This window comes from Pseudomonas sp. NY15374 (assembly GCF_048068255.1).
GTDB lineage: Bacteria > Pseudomonadota > Gammaproteobacteria > Pseudomonadales > Pseudomonadaceae > Aquipseudomonas > Aquipseudomonas machongensis.
The window spans coordinates 159306-173830 of the sequence record NZ_JBLUPZ010000011.1 but is presented as its reverse complement, the minus strand read 5'-3'; the positions used below and the strand labels follow the sequence as shown (position 1 = coordinate 173830).

The 14525-nt window shown below is 61.9% G+C and carries 11 protein-coding genes and 6 tRNA genes; 4 read left to right on the top strand and 13 right to left on the bottom strand.

The genetic code is table 11. The annotated features are described in order from the left end of the window. Positions 1-36 precede the first annotated feature (36 nt). Positions 37-3333: a bifunctional diguanylate cyclase/phosphodiesterase gene (locus tag ACNFHO_RS21935; protein ID WP_054893094.1), complete on the top strand. Its 3297-nt coding sequence runs from the start codon at positions 37-39 to the stop codon at positions 3331-3333. 83 nt (positions 3334-3416) lie between these two features. Here ACNFHO_RS21935 and ACNFHO_RS21930 read toward each other — a convergent pair whose 3' ends face one another. The 12 genes from ACNFHO_RS21930 to gltX all read right to left on the bottom strand — a co-directional run bounded on the left by ACNFHO_RS21930 (position 3417) and on the right by gltX (position 9524). Further along, positions 3417-3860: an Hsp20 family protein gene (locus ACNFHO_RS21930; RefSeq protein ID WP_054893093.1), complete on the bottom strand. Its 444-nt coding sequence runs from the start codon at positions 3858-3860 to the stop codon at positions 3417-3419. A gap of 142 nt (positions 3861-4002) precedes the next feature. Continuing rightward, positions 4003-4983 carry a tRNA dihydrouridine synthase gene (locus ACNFHO_RS21925; protein ID WP_416767334.1) on the bottom strand — a complete coding sequence of 327 codons (981 nt, stop codon included), beginning with the start codon at positions 4981-4983 and terminating at the stop codon, positions 4003-4005. A 51-nt stretch (positions 4984-5034) separates the two neighbouring features. Further along, on the bottom strand, positions 5035-5469 hold the full coding sequence (locus ACNFHO_RS21920; RefSeq protein ID WP_054893091.1) for an acyl-CoA thioesterase: 435 nt from the start codon (positions 5467-5469) through the stop codon (positions 5035-5037). 43 nt (positions 5470-5512) lie between these two features. Further along, positions 5513-6346 carry an alpha/beta fold hydrolase gene (locus ACNFHO_RS21915; protein ID WP_416767332.1) on the bottom strand — a complete coding sequence of 278 codons (834 nt, stop codon included), beginning with the start codon at positions 6344-6346 and terminating at the stop codon, positions 5513-5515. A 25-nt stretch (positions 6347-6371) separates the two neighbouring features. Continuing rightward, positions 6372-6911: a TetR/AcrR family transcriptional regulator gene (locus tag ACNFHO_RS21910; RefSeq protein WP_054893089.1), complete on the bottom strand. Its 540-nt coding sequence runs from the start codon at positions 6909-6911 to the stop codon at positions 6372-6374. 166 nt (positions 6912-7077) lie between these two features. Beyond that, positions 7078-7153 (bottom strand) — tRNA-Glu (locus tag ACNFHO_RS21905). A gap of 41 nt (positions 7154-7194) precedes the next feature. After that, positions 7195-7270 (bottom strand) — tRNA-Ala (locus tag ACNFHO_RS21900). Between the two features lie 67 nt (positions 7271-7337). Continuing rightward, positions 7338-7413, bottom strand: a tRNA-Glu gene (locus ACNFHO_RS21895). 42 nt (positions 7414-7455) lie between these two features. After that, positions 7456-7531: transfer RNA gene (locus ACNFHO_RS21890), tRNA-Ala, on the bottom strand. Between the two features lie 53 nt (positions 7532-7584). After that, positions 7585-7660 (bottom strand) — tRNA-Glu (locus ACNFHO_RS21885). A gap of 71 nt (positions 7661-7731) precedes the next feature. Continuing rightward, positions 7732-7807, bottom strand: a tRNA-Ala gene (locus tag ACNFHO_RS21880). Between the two features lie 235 nt (positions 7808-8042). Further along, the gene (gene gltX, locus ACNFHO_RS21875) at positions 8043-9524 is read right to left on the bottom strand and encodes a glutamate--tRNA ligase (protein ID WP_054893088.1); all 1482 of its coding nucleotides are present in this window, start codon (positions 9522-9524) and stop codon (positions 8043-8045) included. A 143-nt stretch (positions 9525-9667) separates the two neighbouring features. On the opposite strand from gltX, the gene ACNFHO_RS21870 reads away from it, so the two are divergent. Both ACNFHO_RS21870 and ACNFHO_RS21865 read left to right on the top strand, forming a co-directional pair. Next, positions 9668-10741, top strand: a complete 1074-nt coding sequence (locus ACNFHO_RS21870; protein ID WP_054893087.1) for an HlyD family secretion protein — start codon at positions 9668-9670, stop codon at positions 10739-10741. A gap of 49 nt (positions 10742-10790) precedes the next feature. Further along, a complete protein-coding gene (locus tag ACNFHO_RS21865) occupies positions 10791-12281 on the top strand; it encodes an MDR family MFS transporter (RefSeq protein ID WP_177339334.1) in 1491 nt (496 codons plus the stop codon). 37 nt (positions 12282-12318) lie between these two features. Here the strand turns inward: ACNFHO_RS21865 and uvrB are convergent, their stop codons facing one another. Then, positions 12319-14334 carry an excinuclease ABC subunit UvrB gene (gene uvrB, locus ACNFHO_RS21860; RefSeq protein WP_054893085.1) on the bottom strand — a complete coding sequence of 672 codons (2016 nt, stop codon included), beginning with the start codon at positions 14332-14334 and terminating at the stop codon, positions 12319-12321. On the opposite strand from uvrB, the gene ACNFHO_RS21855 reads away from it, so the two are divergent. After that, positions 14333-14494, top strand: coding sequence for a hypothetical protein (locus tag ACNFHO_RS21855; protein WP_155738200.1), 162 nt, complete (start codon positions 14333-14335; stop codon positions 14492-14494). The two genes, uvrB and ACNFHO_RS21855, sit on opposite strands and share 2 nt — an antisense overlap. Positions 14495-14525: the final 31 nt, after the last annotated feature.

Here is a 14525-nt window from a genome sequence, read left to right as displayed (position 1 = left end):
TACAGGGACGCTTCATCCGCCAAAGGTCTGGTACCGATGCCCAAATCAGCAAACCGCTTTCCGCGCCTGCCGCGCATCCCTGCGGTCGATCCCCAGGAGTCCGAGCAGGCCTGGCAGAATGCCCCGCAATTGCTCGCCGCGCTCAACGGCGCACGCCTGGGCGCCTGGCTGTGGGATATCGAAACCGGCCGGGTGAGCTGGTCACGAGGCACGCAGGCGCTGTTCGGCTTCGATCCCCTGCGCCCGTTGCCCGCGGATATCGACTACCTGGACCTGCTGCCGGAGGAGGATCGCGCCCGCACCCGCCAGCTGTTCCACGCCGTGGTCAACGGCGAGCCCGTGGAGCAGGCCATGCGCCATCGCATCCGCTGGCCGGACGGCAGCCTGCACTGGCTGGAAATCAATGGCAGCCTGACCCACGATCGCCATGGCCGCCCCCAGATGATCGGCGTGATCCGCGAGATCACCCGTCAGCGCGATCGCGAAACCGCACTGATCAACTCGGAAAAGCGCTTTGCCACCCTCTTCCACCTCAGCCCCAATGCCATCCTCCTGACCCGCCGCCACGATGGCATGATCTTCGAGGTCAACCAGCACTTCGAGGACATGTTCGGCTGGCCCGGCGCCCAGGTCGTCGGCAAGACCAGCGTGGAACTCGGCCTCTGGGTCCACCCCGAACAGCGCCAGCAAGTACTGGAAGCCACTCGCAACAATGGCAGCCCGGTGATCATGGAAGTCCAGTTCCGTGCCACCAGCGGCAACATCCACGATGGCATCCTCTGCACCCAGGGTATCGAGCTCGAAGGCATCACCTACCTGATCAGCACCTTTGTCGACACCACCGAACGCAAGCGGGCCGAGCAGGCACTCAAGGACAGCCAGGAGCGCCTGGACCTGGCCCTGGACTCGGCGCAGTTGGGCACCTGGGACTGGCACATTCCCAGCGGAATGCTCTATGGCTCGGCGCGCGCCGCGCAACTGCACGGCCTTGACCCGGTGCCCTTCCATGAGTCCTTCGAAGCCTTCTTCGAAGGCGTGCCCGAGGAAGAACGCAGCGCCATGCGTCAAGCCTACCGCAGCCTGCGCGAAGGGCCGGCCGGTAACTACCAGATCACCTATCGCGTCCAGCTGGAGAACGGCGCATCGCGCTATATCGAAAGCCGTGCGCGGCTTTATCGCGACGAGCATGGCAACCCACTGCGCATGGCCGGCACCTTGCTGGACATCACCGACCAGGTCGAGCGCGAGCAACGCCTGAGCGCCTCGGAAGAGAAGTTCGCCAGCCTGTTCCAGGTCAGCCCCGACCCGATCTGCGTCACTCACCAGGATACGGGCCAGTTCATCGAGATCAATCCTGCCTTCACCCAGACCTTCGGGTGGGACGCCGAACAGGTCATCGGGCGCACCGCCGAGCAGATCGGCCTCTGGGCCGAGTCGTCCGCGCGCGCGCAACGCATCGAGCGGGTGATCCGCGATCAGGCCTTGAGCAATGTCGCGGTCGTGGTCAACCACCGCAATGGCTCACCACTGACCTGCGTGATTTCCAGCCGCCTGATCACCGTGGACAGCCAGCCCTGCAGCGTCACCACGCTGCGTGACATCACCCAGCAACAGCGCGCCGAGGCGGCACTCAAGGCCAGCGAGGAGAAGTTCGCCAAAGCCTTCCACTCGAGCCCCGACGCCATCACCATCACCGAACGGCTCAGTGGACGCTATGTCGAGGTCAACGACGGCTTCTGCCGCCTGACCGGCTACAGCAGTATCGAGGTAGTGGGTCGTACCGTTTTCGAACTGGGCATCTGGGCCGACGACAAGCAGCGGGCAGCCTTGCTTGCCGAACTCAAGGAGCGCGGCCGGGTACACCACCGGGAGATGCTCGGACGCAACAAACGCGGAGACATCCTGACCGTCGAGGTGTCCGTAGAGCCAATCAGCCTCAATGAAACCGACTGTCTGCTGTTGACCGCCCGCGACGTCAGCCAGTTGAAGAACGCACAAGCGCAGATCCGCCACCTGGCCTACCATGACCCGCTGACCAACCTGCCCAACCGCGCCCTGCTGATGGACCGGCTCAGCCAGCAGATCGCCCTGCTCAAGCGCCACAACCTGCGCGGCGCCCTGCTGTTCCTCGACCTGGACCACTTCAAGCACATCAACGACTCTCTGGGCCACCCCGTCGGCGACACGGTATTGAAGATCATCACTGCCCGCCTCGAAGCCAGCGTGCGCCTGGAAGACACCGTGGCACGCCTGGGGGGCGACGAGTTCGTAGTCCTGCTCAGCGGTCTGGAGGGGAGTCGCGAGCACGTCGAGGGCAAGGTTCGCGAGTTGGCCGACACCCTGCGCGAACTGCTGGCCGAACCCATGTCGCTGGACGGCCAGCGCCTGCAGGTGACGCCGAGCATCGGCGTGGCACTGATTCCCGACCATGGCATCACCCCGGCCGATCTGCTCAAGCGAGCAGACATCGCCCTTTACCGCGCCAAGGATTCCGGACGCAATACCACCCAGCTGTTCCACACCACCATGCAAAAGGCGGCCAGCGAGCGCCTGCGCATGGAAAACGACCTGCGTCTGGCGCTGGCGCGCGGCGAACTGGCCCTGCACTTCCAGCCCCAGGTGGACGCCCGCGACAACCGCATCGTCGGTGCCGAAGTGCTCTTGCGCTGGCACCATCCGCAACTTGGCCAGCAAGCGCCCTCCCAGTTCATCCAGGTGCTCGAGGAAAGCGGACTGATACTCGAGGTGGGTAGCTGGATCCTTGACGAAGCCTGCGACGCCTGCGCGCGCATGCTCGAGGACGGGCTGATCAGTGCCGACGATTTCAGTCTCTGCGTGAATATCAGCCCCCGGCAATTCCGCCAGAATGATTTCGTCGAACGAGTGCTACGCAGCCTCGACGACTATCGCTTGCCCAGGCGCATGCTCAAACTGGAGATCACCGAGGGCATTGTCATCCAGAACCTGGAAGACACCATCAACAAGATGCGTGAGCTCAAACGCTACGGGGTGAGCTTCGCCATGGATGATTTCGGCACGGGCTATTCGTCGCTGACCTACCTGAAGCGCCTGCCGGTGGATGCCCTGAAGATCGACCAGACCTTCGTGCGTGACGCGCCCAACGACCCCAATGATGCCGAGATCGTTCGAGCCATCGTGGCCATGGCGCGAAGCCTGGAGCTGGCGGTGATAGCAGAAGGTGTCGAACTGACGGAGCAACTGGAATTTCTCGAGCGACAGGGCTGTTACCTGTACCAGGGCTACCTGCACAGCCGACCGCTGCCCTTGCCGGAGTTTCGCCAGATCTTGCAGGAAACCCCGGCAGACTATTGATAGCGCCCTGCCTCTACGGGAGGGGTGTGCCCCATAAATGCGAAAGGGCACCCTAGGGTGCCCTTCCATTCACTTCACTGCATTCAATTCAGTGCAGCCTTTTCACCATTGATCGGAATACGCTTGGCCTTGGCTTCTTCCGGCACGATGCGCAGCAGGTCGATGCTGAGCAGGCCGTTAGCCAGACCGGCAGCTTTTACTTCAATGTGATCCGCCAGGCGGAACGACAGCTTGAAAGCACGCTGGGCGATACCCTGATGCAGATAGGTGACTTCGGCAGCGCCATTTTCGCGCTTGCCACCGGTAACGGTCAGGACGCCTTTTTCGACCTGAAGGTCGAGATCCTGCTCCTGGAAGCCGGCTGCAGCAACCACGATGCGATAGTGGTCATCGCCATGCTTTTCGACGTTGTAGGGCGGGTAGCTGCTACCGGCCTCATTACGTGCCGCGGATTCGAACAGGTCATTGAAACGATCGAAACCTACGGAATGGCGGAACAGTGGTGCGAGGGAGAAAGCAGTAGTCATGGTCATAAACTCCTGAGATTCAGCAAGTAAGTCACTACGCGACCCGACTTCGGCATCGCGTACTCAAGAGATAGGGTCAGGCAACGGACTTTCAAGGGCTCTCATGAAAAAATCTTCCCACCCCGCTCGACGCAGTTGCACATCAGGCGACGCACTCGGTGAAAGAGGCCGTTTTCACTGGCTCGACACCCAGCAGCCGGCTGATGCGGGCGCAGTCATCCTCGCGCCGCAACTCGGCGAACAACAGCACCGCCTCTGGGTAGCTGCGGGTCAACATCGCCAACCACTGCTTCATCCGCCCGGGCGCATAGCGCGGCGACAGTTTGGCTTGCGCCTGGCGCCAGAACTCGCGCAGCAGCGGTAGCAGGTCGCTCCACACCATCGGCTGGTAGTCCCGCCCCTCGCGCGCTGCGGCGATCTGCAAGCCCAGATCCGGCCTCGACACCAGCCCGCGCCCGAGCATGATGTTTTCAGCGCCGCTGACTTCGCGGCAGCGTCGCCAATCATCGACGGTCCAGATCTCGCCATTGGCAAAGACCGGCACCTTGACCACATCCTGCACCCGCGCCACCCACTCCCAGTGAGCCGGCGGCTTGTAACCCTCTACCTTGGTTCGCGCATGCACCACCAAGTGCTGCGCCCCACCGTCGGCCAGCGCGATGCCACACTCCAGCGCACCATCCGGGCTGTCGAAGCCCAGACGCATCTTCGCCGTCACCGGGATCTGCGCCGGTACCGCCCGTCGAACTTCACGAACGATGGCATGCAGCAGCTCGGGCTCCTTGAGCAGCACAGCGCCCCCGCGAGACTTGTTCACGGTCTTGGCCGGGCAGCCGAAGTTGAGGTCGATTACCGGTGCCCCGAGTTCACAGGCCAGGGCGGCGTTGTCCGCCAGGCACAGCGGATCGGAGCCCAGCAACTGCACACGCATCGGCGTGCCGGCAGCCGTGCGCGCACCGTTGCGCAACTCGGGTGCCAACTTGTCGAACGACGAAGGTGGCAGCAGGCGATCACAGACACGGATGAACTCGGTGACACACCAGTCGATACCCCCGACGCGGGTCAGCACGTCGCGCAGGATGTTGTCGACCAGCCCCTCCATGGGGGCCAGGGCAATTTGCATTTCAGGGTCCCGACGAGAAAAGGCGGCAGTCTAGCAAAAAATGCCCGTGGATCAGGCGCCGATCAGCGCCGGACCATAGCCCTCGATGAACTCGGCCGGCATCCGCCTGGGCTTGCCGCTGGACAGTTCGATACAGGCAAAGGTGGTTTGCGCGCGCAACAGGGTGACGCCGTCACGTGGGCGCTTGAGTTGAAAACGACGGGTCATGCGCAGGCGCTGATCCCAGTCGATGATCCAGGTGGCCAATTGCAGCTCGTCGTCTTCGTACGCCGCTGCCAGGTAGTCGATCTCATGGCGCACCACGGCCATTGCCCGGTCCAGACGACGGTACTCGGCCAGGTCCAGTCCCAGGCGCTGAGAGTGGCGCCAGGCGCAGCGCTCCAGCCAGGTGACGTAGACAGCGTTGTTGGCATGACCGAGGCCGTCGATATCCTCGGTGCCAACGCGAAGGTCGATGATGAATGGCGCTGCCAGATCCCAGCTCATGCCCGCTCCTGTAGTCAGTGAACGGGCAAAGTGTAACGGATGCTCAGGCGCTTTGCCGTGCCGGTTGCGTCGTACGCGCCAGCAGCTCGAGCACAGCCTGGGCCAGACGCGGGTCAGCCAGCACCCGTTGATGCCCACCTTCCTCCAGCAGCAACAGGCGACTGTCGAACCAGGCCTTGTGGATGAGCTGCGCCTCACTGGCCGCGACCAGCGCATCGTCGGCTGCATGAACCACCAACCCAGGCAACTCGAGCTGGTAGCCACTGACATCCAGCCGATCGATCTGCACGCCCACGTCACGCTCGACCTGGCGGATGAAGGCTGCACGCGCCCGCTTGGGCATCCCCAGGCGCCGGGCAAAACCGCGCAACACCCCGAGCAATTGAGCAGGTGCCGCAATGCTCACCGCCGACTCGGCACGCAAGCCCCACTGCAAGGCCAACATGACACTGGCGCCCCCCATCGAATGACCGATCACGGCCCGCAACGGCGGCAGCTCCGCCGCGGCTTCAAGCAGTGCCCGGGCGAACAGCACCACATGCGCCTGCTGCCCCGGCGAACGGCCATGGGCTGGCCCCTCCAGGGACACGACCGTGTGTCCTGCCTGCACCAGGGCTTCGATCAGCGCGGCAAACTGGGTGGGCCGCCCTTCCCAGCCGTGCATCAGGAGCACCGTCGGCCCCTTGCCCCAGCGCAAGGCCGAAAGACCGAAGCGCAGGGTGATACGCTCGGCCGAAGCCAATAGCGGCAACTCCCACTGCCGCGCAGGCAGGTTACGCGGCGTCATGAAGGCGCGCCGCATGCGCCCGGCGACATGCTCGGGGGCCAGATGGCCGAGGGTGCCGTTGACGCTGCGAATCCAGCTCAGGGTCGTCATCGCCTTGCTCCAGAGTTGAGGTTGCTCAGATAACCGCCGACTTGGCGGCGCGCAGAATACGGTCGGAAAGTTCGGTAGCGCCCAGGGCTCGGGCCAGGGCCAGGCCGCCGACCATCAGGGCGAGGTCGGCGAACGCCTTGTCGATATCCTCGGGACGATCGACCATCTGCGCCGTCATAAGCTCGAGGTGTTCGGCCAACATTTCGCGAAAGGCTGCCGGCAAACGCTGCATCTCACCCAACGCGTTAGGCAAGGGACAGGCGTGCTCATGGGCATCACGGTGCTTGCGCGACAGATAGAAAGCCGCTGCCAGCGCACGACGCTCAGCACCAGACAGGCTGGGGTCGACCTGCGAAAGCAAGGCCCGTCGCTCACCGAGCAACTGGTCGAATGCCGCCAGCATCAATTCATCCTTGCTATCGAAATGGGCGTAGAAGCCTCCAACGGTGAGGCCTGCTGCAGCCATTACCTGACCTACGCTGGGGTCGGCTGGCCCCTGCTGGATCAGTGCGCTACAGGCGGCGTCGAGAATACGTTCGCGAGTCCTGGTCTTTTTATCGTTCATGGGCACCCCCAAATATGATGATAGAAATATTACGCATGTAATATTTTCTGGCAAGCGAAATCGTGTACCGCTGATCGGGCACCTGAAACATGAAGGAGGTAGAAAAACAAAAGGCCCATTCAATAATCGAATGAGCCTTTGAAGTCCCGTAAAACACGGGTAAAAGTGGCGTCCCCTAGGGGACTCGAACCCCTGTTACCGCCGTGAAAGGGCGGTGTCCTAGGCCACTAGACGAAGGGGACGTAACCTTCGTGCCGATCCGTTTTCACGAACCGTGGCAGATTGGTGGAGCTAAGCGGGATCGAACCGCTGACCTCCTGCATGCCATGCAGGCGCTCTCCCAGCTGAGCTATAGCCCCGAAACAAAACAAAAAGCTCACTCAACAGTCGAATGAGCCTTTCAACCCCGCAAAACGCGGGAAGAAATGGCGTCCCCTAGGGGACTCGAACCCCTGTTACCGCCGTGAAAGGGCGGTGTCCTAGGCCACTAGACGAAGGGGACGTAACCTTCGTGCCGATCCGTTTTCACGAACCGCGGCAAAATTGGTGGAGCTAAGCGGGATCGAACCGCTGACCTCCTGCATGCCATGCAGGCGCTCTCCCAGCTGAGCTATAGCCCCGGATTTCTAGCCTCTCGGCCCAGCGACATCATGAAATATCGCTTGTGCAATACTGGCGTCCCCTAGGGGACTCGAACCCCTGTTACCGCCGTGAAAGGGCGGTGTCCTAGGCCACTAGACGAAGGGGACGAACCTTCTTACCTTCAAGACCTGGTTGCTGGACCAGTCTTGCTTCACGACCTTGATCACGAAGCGGAATTTGGTGGAGCTAAGCGGGATCGAACCGCTGACCTCCTGCATGCCATGCAGGCGCTCTCCCAGCTGAGCTATAGCCCCACAATGTCGCTTTGAACTGAATCACCGGCTGGGTGCCTGGTGCTTCATTTTCGTTCATCGCTGTGGACGGGGCGCATATTAAGATCGGATTGCAGCACTGTCAAACGAATTCGTGAAAATATCAAAAATTTTTTTCACAGATAACAATCACTTACCGCCCTGCCCTGCTCCCGGCGATTGCCAGGTCCTGTGGCAGCGGGCAAGCCCACTGCCACAGGAGCGTGAGATAAGCCAATCAGGCGATGTTCGCCAGCAGCTTTTCCCACTCCTTGTTCTCTTTCTTCGACACGCCGCCCAGCAGTTCCAGCGCCTGGCGCAGACGGTAGCGGGTCAGGTCGGGGCCGAGAATCTCCATGGCATCGAGCACCGACACCGAGCTGGCCTGCCCCGAAATTGCGGCGAACATCAGCGGCATGGCGTCACGCAGCTTCAGCTCCAAGGCCTCGACCACCGCCTGGATGCAGCCGGTAATACGCTCCTTTTCCCACTGCCGCAGGCTTTCGAGCTTCCACAAGATCAACTGCATGACCTGACGCACCTGATCGGGCGACAGTTTCTTGTGCTCGAACAGCTTGGCATCGAGCTTGAGGGCGCCCTCGAAGAAGAACCCGCCCAGTGGCGCGATCTGGCTGAAGGTTTCGACACGACCCTGTACATGCGGTGCGATCTTCATCATGTAGTCGCTGTTGAACGCCCACTTCTGCACGCGCGCAGCGAACTCCTCGACCGGCAGGTCGCGCAGCCACTGGCCATTGAGCCAGGACAGCTTCTCGATGTCGAAGATCGGCCCGCCAAGGGAAATACGCGACAGGTCAAAATGCTCGACCATTTCTGCCAGGGAGAACTTCTCGCGCTCATCAGGCATCGACCAGCCCATGCGCCCCAGGTAGTTGAGCATGGCTTCAGGCATGAAGCCCATACGCTCGTAGAACGTGACCGAGGTCGGGTTCTTGCGCTTGGACAGCTTGGATTTGTCCGGGTTACGCAGCAGCGGCATATAGCACAGCTTGGGCTGCTCCCAGCCAAAATACTCGTAGAGCTTGATCAGCTTCGGCGCCGACGGCAGCCACTCCTCGCCTCGCAAGACGTGGGTGATGCCCATCAGGTGGTCATCGACCACGTTGGCGAGGAAGTACGTCGGCAGGCCATCGTTCTTCATCAGAACCTGCATGTCCATGCGGTCCCATGGAATCTCGACATCGCCACGCAGCATGTCCGGCACCACACAGATACCTTCGCTCGGCACTTTCATGCGAATCACGTGGGGCTCGCCAGCGGCCAGTCGACGCTGCACTTCCTCGGCGCTCATTTTCAATGCGCGGCCGTCATAGCGCGGTGTTTCGCCACGGGCCATCTGTTCGGCACGCATCTGATCCAGCTCTTCGGCGGTGCAGAAGCAATAGAACGCATGGCCGGCATCGACCAGTTGCTTGGCGTACTTGGCGTAGATCTCGCCGCGCTCGCTCTGGCGGTACGGGCCGTGCGGGCCGCCAACGTCCGGACCTTCATTCCATTCGATACCGAGCCAGCGCAGGGCATCGAAAATCTGCTGTTCCGACTCGCGGGTCGAACGCAACTGATCGGTGTCTTCGATGCGCAGGATGAACTCGCCGCCGTGCTGCTTGGCGAAGCAGTAGTTGAACAGGGCGATGTAGGCAGTGCCGACGTGGGGGTCGCCAGTGGGCGATGGCGCGATACGCGTGCGAACGGTGGTCATGGACAGTCTCGGACGAAAGATGAAACAAAGGCGGGATGTTAGCAGGGTGCGGGCATCGGGCTCCAGCAATGGCGCTATCGTCACTTGTGACGGTGCATTGCCGAGCTGTTAAATTTGCTTACATTTCTGGAACGATAGTCCCTATGCCTGCTCAACTCAAACGCCGCCTGCTGATCTTTCTCACCTTGGTGGTGCTGATCGCCCTCGCCTTTCTCGCCCACTGGTATTTCAAGGGGCGTTTCTACGAGAGCACCGACAATGCCTATGTGCAGGGTGAGATCACTCGCATTTCCAGCCAGCTGGGTGCGCGGGTCGACGAGGTGCTGGTAGAGGACAATCAACACGTTACGCAAGGCGATCTGCTGGTCCGCCTGGAGGTCGCCGACTTCCAGCTGGCGGTCGAGCGTGCCCGCGCGGCACTGGCTACGCGTGAAGCCGAACGCGTCCAGGCGCAAAGCCGACTGACCCAGCAAGACAGCTTGATCGCCGCCGGCCGAGCCCAGGTGGCCGCCAACCAGGCCACCCTTGATCGCTCGCGCCTGGACCTCAATCGTGCCGAAGCCCTGCGCAAACCTGGGTTCGTCTCGGAGGAGCGAGTCACCACCCTGTCTGCGGAAAACCACGTCGCCCGCTCCCAAGTCGACAAAGCCCAGGCCGACCTGCAGAGCCAGCGCCAGCAGATCGATGCATTGACGGCCGAGCTCAAGCGCCTCGATGCGCAAATTGCCAACGCCCGCGCAGATCTGGCACAGGCAGAACTCAACCTTACCCGCTGTGAAATCCACGCCCCCATCAGTGGCACCATCGGCCAGCGCAGCGCCCGCAATGGCCAGGTGGTGCAGGCCGGCGCCTATCTGCTATCGATCGTCCCGGACGAAGACATCTGGGTGCAGGCCAACTTCAAGGAAACCCAGATCGGCAACATGCATCGGGGTCTGCGTGCCGAACTGATCTTCGACAGCTATCCCGACACCCCGATCGAAGGCCGTGTCGACAGCCTGTTCGCCGCATCCGGGGCGCAATTCAGCCTGCTGCCTCCAGACAATGCCACCGGCAACTTTACCAAGGTGGTGCAACGCATTCCGGTCAAGCTGACCTTTGCAGCCAATAACCCCTTGCACGGTCGCATTCGCCCAGGCATGTCGGTAACCGCCACCGTCGACCTGCGCAACAGCGCCGATCAGGCAGAGCGCGGCGAAACTCACGATGGCCGGTGACCAACTGCTGCGACCGACTGCGGAGCCTAGCCGGCGCGACTGGATTGCGGTGATGAGCGTGATGCTCGGTGCATTCATGGCCGTGCTGGACATTCAGATCACCAACTCCTCGCTCAAGGATATCCAGGGGGCATTGTCTGCCACCTTGGAAGAGGGCTCGTGGATCTCGACCTCCTATCTCGTGGCGGAAATCATCATGATTCCGCTGACCGCCTGGCTTGTGCAGTTACTATCCGCGAGGCGCCTGGCGGTGTGGGTCTCGCTTGGTTTCCTGGCGGCCTCGCTGTTGTGCTCGATGGCCTGGAACCTGGAAAGCATGATCGTGTTTCGCGCTCTCCAGGGCTTTACCGGCGGCGCACTGATTCCGCTGGCCTTCACCCTGACCCTGATCAAGTTGCCCGAACACCATCGAGCCAAGGGCATGGCGATGTTCGCCATGACCGCGACCTTCGCCCCTTCCATCGGTCCGACCCTGGGCGGTTGGCTCACCGAAAACTGGGGGTGGGAATACATCTTCTACATCAACATCCCGCCGGGGCTGGTGATGATCGCAGGGCTGCTCTACGGGCTGGAGAAGAAAGAGGCGCACTGGGAGCTGCTCAAAAGCACCGACTACGCCGGCATCGTCACCCTGGGGGTCGGCCTGGGCTGCCTGCAAGTCTTTCTGGAAGAAGGCCATCGCAAGGACTGGCTGGAGTCGAGCCTTATTGTCGGCCTGGGTACCGTGGCCCTGCTCTGCCTGATCACCTTCGTCATCCTCCAGCTTTCGCGGGCCAACCCCCTGATCAACCTGCGCATCCTCGGCAACCGCAACTTCGGCCTGTCGAGCATCGCCAGCCTGGGGATGGGTGTTGGGCTTTATGGTTCGATCTATCTGCTGCCGCTGTACCTTGCGCAGATCCAGGGCTACAACGCCCTGCAGATCGGCGAGGTGATCATGTGGATGGGAATTCCACAGCTGTTCCTGATTCCGCTGGTGCCGCAACTGATGAAGGTGATTGCGCCCAAGTTGCTCTGTGCACTGGGCTTTTGCCTGTTCGGGGCTGCCAGCTTCGGCTCGGGAGTGCTCAACCCGGACTTCGCAGGGCCACAGTTCAACCATATCCAGATCATTCGCGCACTCGGGCAGCCCATGATCATGGTCACCATCTCGCTGATCGCCACAGCTTACATTCAGCCCCAGGATGCGGGCTCGGCTTCGAGCCTGTTCAACATCCTGCGCAACCTGGGCGGCGCCATTGGTATCGCCTTGCTGGCCACCTTGCTGGATGCAAGGACCAAGGTGTATTTCGACTACCTGCGCGAATCAGTGGTGCCAAGCAACCCGCAAGTGGCGGAGCGGCTGGCCCAGTTGGCCGAACGACTGGGCAGTGACAGCGCGGCACTGGGGCGCTTGAGCGAAATCACCCACCAGCAGGCATTGATCATGGCCTACAACGATGCCTTCCATCTGGTAGGGATCGGTTTGGCGGTCAGCATGGTGGCGGTCTTGCTGACACGCAAACTGCCGCAGGGGCTGAAGGCCGGCGAGGCACACTGACCCTGTAACCCGGCCATTTCTGCGCCGACGAGTGCACTCAGCTGGCGATCAGGCGCTCACGCAGTTGCCCGATCTCGTCGCGCAACTGGGCGGCGGCCTCGAACTCCAGGTCGCGCGCCAGCTGGAACATCTTCTCTTCCAGCACCTTGATGCGCTTGGTGATCTCGCCAGGAGTGGCGAGCTCTGCCTCGTAGCGCGCAGCCTCCTCCGCCGCCTTGGCCATGCCCTTGCGCTTCTTGCTGCGCGCACCGGGCACCGTGGCGCCTTCCAGGATATCGGTGATGTCCTTGACCACCCCCTTGGGCACGATGCCATTCGCCTCGTTGAACGCCACCTGCTTGGCCCGACGCCGCTCGGTCTCGTCGATCGCCCGCTGCATGGAGCCTGTCACCTGGTCGGCATAGAGAATCGCTTTGCCGTTTAGGTTGCGCGCAGCGCGGCCAATGGTCTGGATCAGCGAACGCTCCGAACGCAGGAAGCCTTCCTTGTCGGCATCGAGAATGGCCACCAGCGACACCTCCGGCATGTCCAACCCCTCACGCAACAGGTTGATGCCCACCAGTACATCAAAGGTACCCAGACGCAGGTCTCGGATGATCTCCACCCGCTCCACGGTGTCAATGTCCGAGTGCAGGTAGCGCACACGCACATCGTGGTCTGCGAGGTAGTCGGTAAGGTCCTCGGCCATGCGCTTGGTCAGGGTCGTCGCCAGCACCCGTTCCCCCACCGCCACGCGCTTGCCGATTTCCGACAGCAGGTCATCCACCTGAGTGAGGGCTGGACGCACCTCTACCTGAGGATCGACCAGACCGGTTGGCCGCACCACCTGCTCGACCACACGCCCGGCATGCTCTGCCTCGTAAGGGCCAGGCGTCGCCGAGACGAAGATGGTCTGCGGGCTGACTGACTCCCACTCGTCGAAGCGCATAGGCCGGTTATCCAACGCCGATGGCAGGCGGAAGCCATACTCCACCAGTGTCTCTTTGCGAGAACGGTCGCCCTTGTACATGGCGCCGACCTGAGGAACGCTGACGTGTGACTCATCGATCACCAGCAACGCGTCGGCAGGAAGATAATCGTAGAGCGTCGGCGGCGGGGCGCCAGCCGGGCGACCGGACAGATAGCGCGAGTAGTTTTCGATACCGTTGCAATAACCCAGCTCGAGAATCATCTCAAGGTCGAAGCGCGTACGCTGCTCCAGACGCTGGGCCTCTACCAGCTTGTTGGCCTTGTTGAGGTACTCCAGCCGCTCGCCGAGCTCCTCCTTGATGCCGTCCACCGCCTCGAGCAGAGTCTCGCGCGGGGTCACATAGTGGCTCTTGGGGTAGAAAGTGAAACGCGGCAGCTTGCGGATCACTTCGCCGGTCAAGGGGTCGAAGGCGGCAATGTTCTCCACCTCGTCGTCGAACAGCTCGATACGGATGGCCTCAAGGTCCGATTCGGCCGGAAAGATGTCGATCACATCACCACGCACCCGGAAGGTGGCACGGGCGAAGTCCATCTCGTTGCGGGTGTACTGCAGGTCGGCCAGCCGGCGCAGCAGTGCGCGCTGGTCGAGCTTGTCGCCGCGATCGACGTGCAGAACCATCTTCAGGTAGGTTTCCGGGCTGCCCAGGCCATAGATACACGACACCGTGGTGACGATGATCGCGTCGCGCCGCTCCAGCAATGCCTTGGTCGCCGACAGGCGCATCTGCTCGATGTGGTCGTTGATCGAGGCATCCTTCTCGATGAAAGTGTCCGACGACGGGACGTAGGCTTCCGGCTGGTAGTAGTCGTAGTAGGAGACGAAGTACTCCACCGCGTTGTGCGGGAAGAAGGCCTTGAACTCGCCATACAGCTGGGCAGCCAGCGTCTTGTTCGGCGCCAGCACCATGGTCGGGCGCTGGACCTGTTGAATGACATTGGCGATGCTGAAGGTCTTGCCGGAGCCGGTCACCCCGAGCAGGGTCTGGTGCGACAGGCCCGCTTCGATACCCTCGACCATCAGGCGAATGGCTTCGGGCTGGTCGCCGGCCGGCTGGAATCGGGTAACGAGCTGGAACTCGGACATGACGGACCTCTTGGATGTCGCGGCAACTGTAAATTTAGCCAGTAGTCTATACGCAAAAAGACGCGTCGGGGTGGCCTTTGCCGCCGCAGATGTGAACGCTCATTGCGGTGGACAAGGCAATTCGACCAATGGTCGAAAAATATTTGCGCAAAGCGCCTGAAAACCTGTGCCAGAGTGTCGCAGTGACCGAT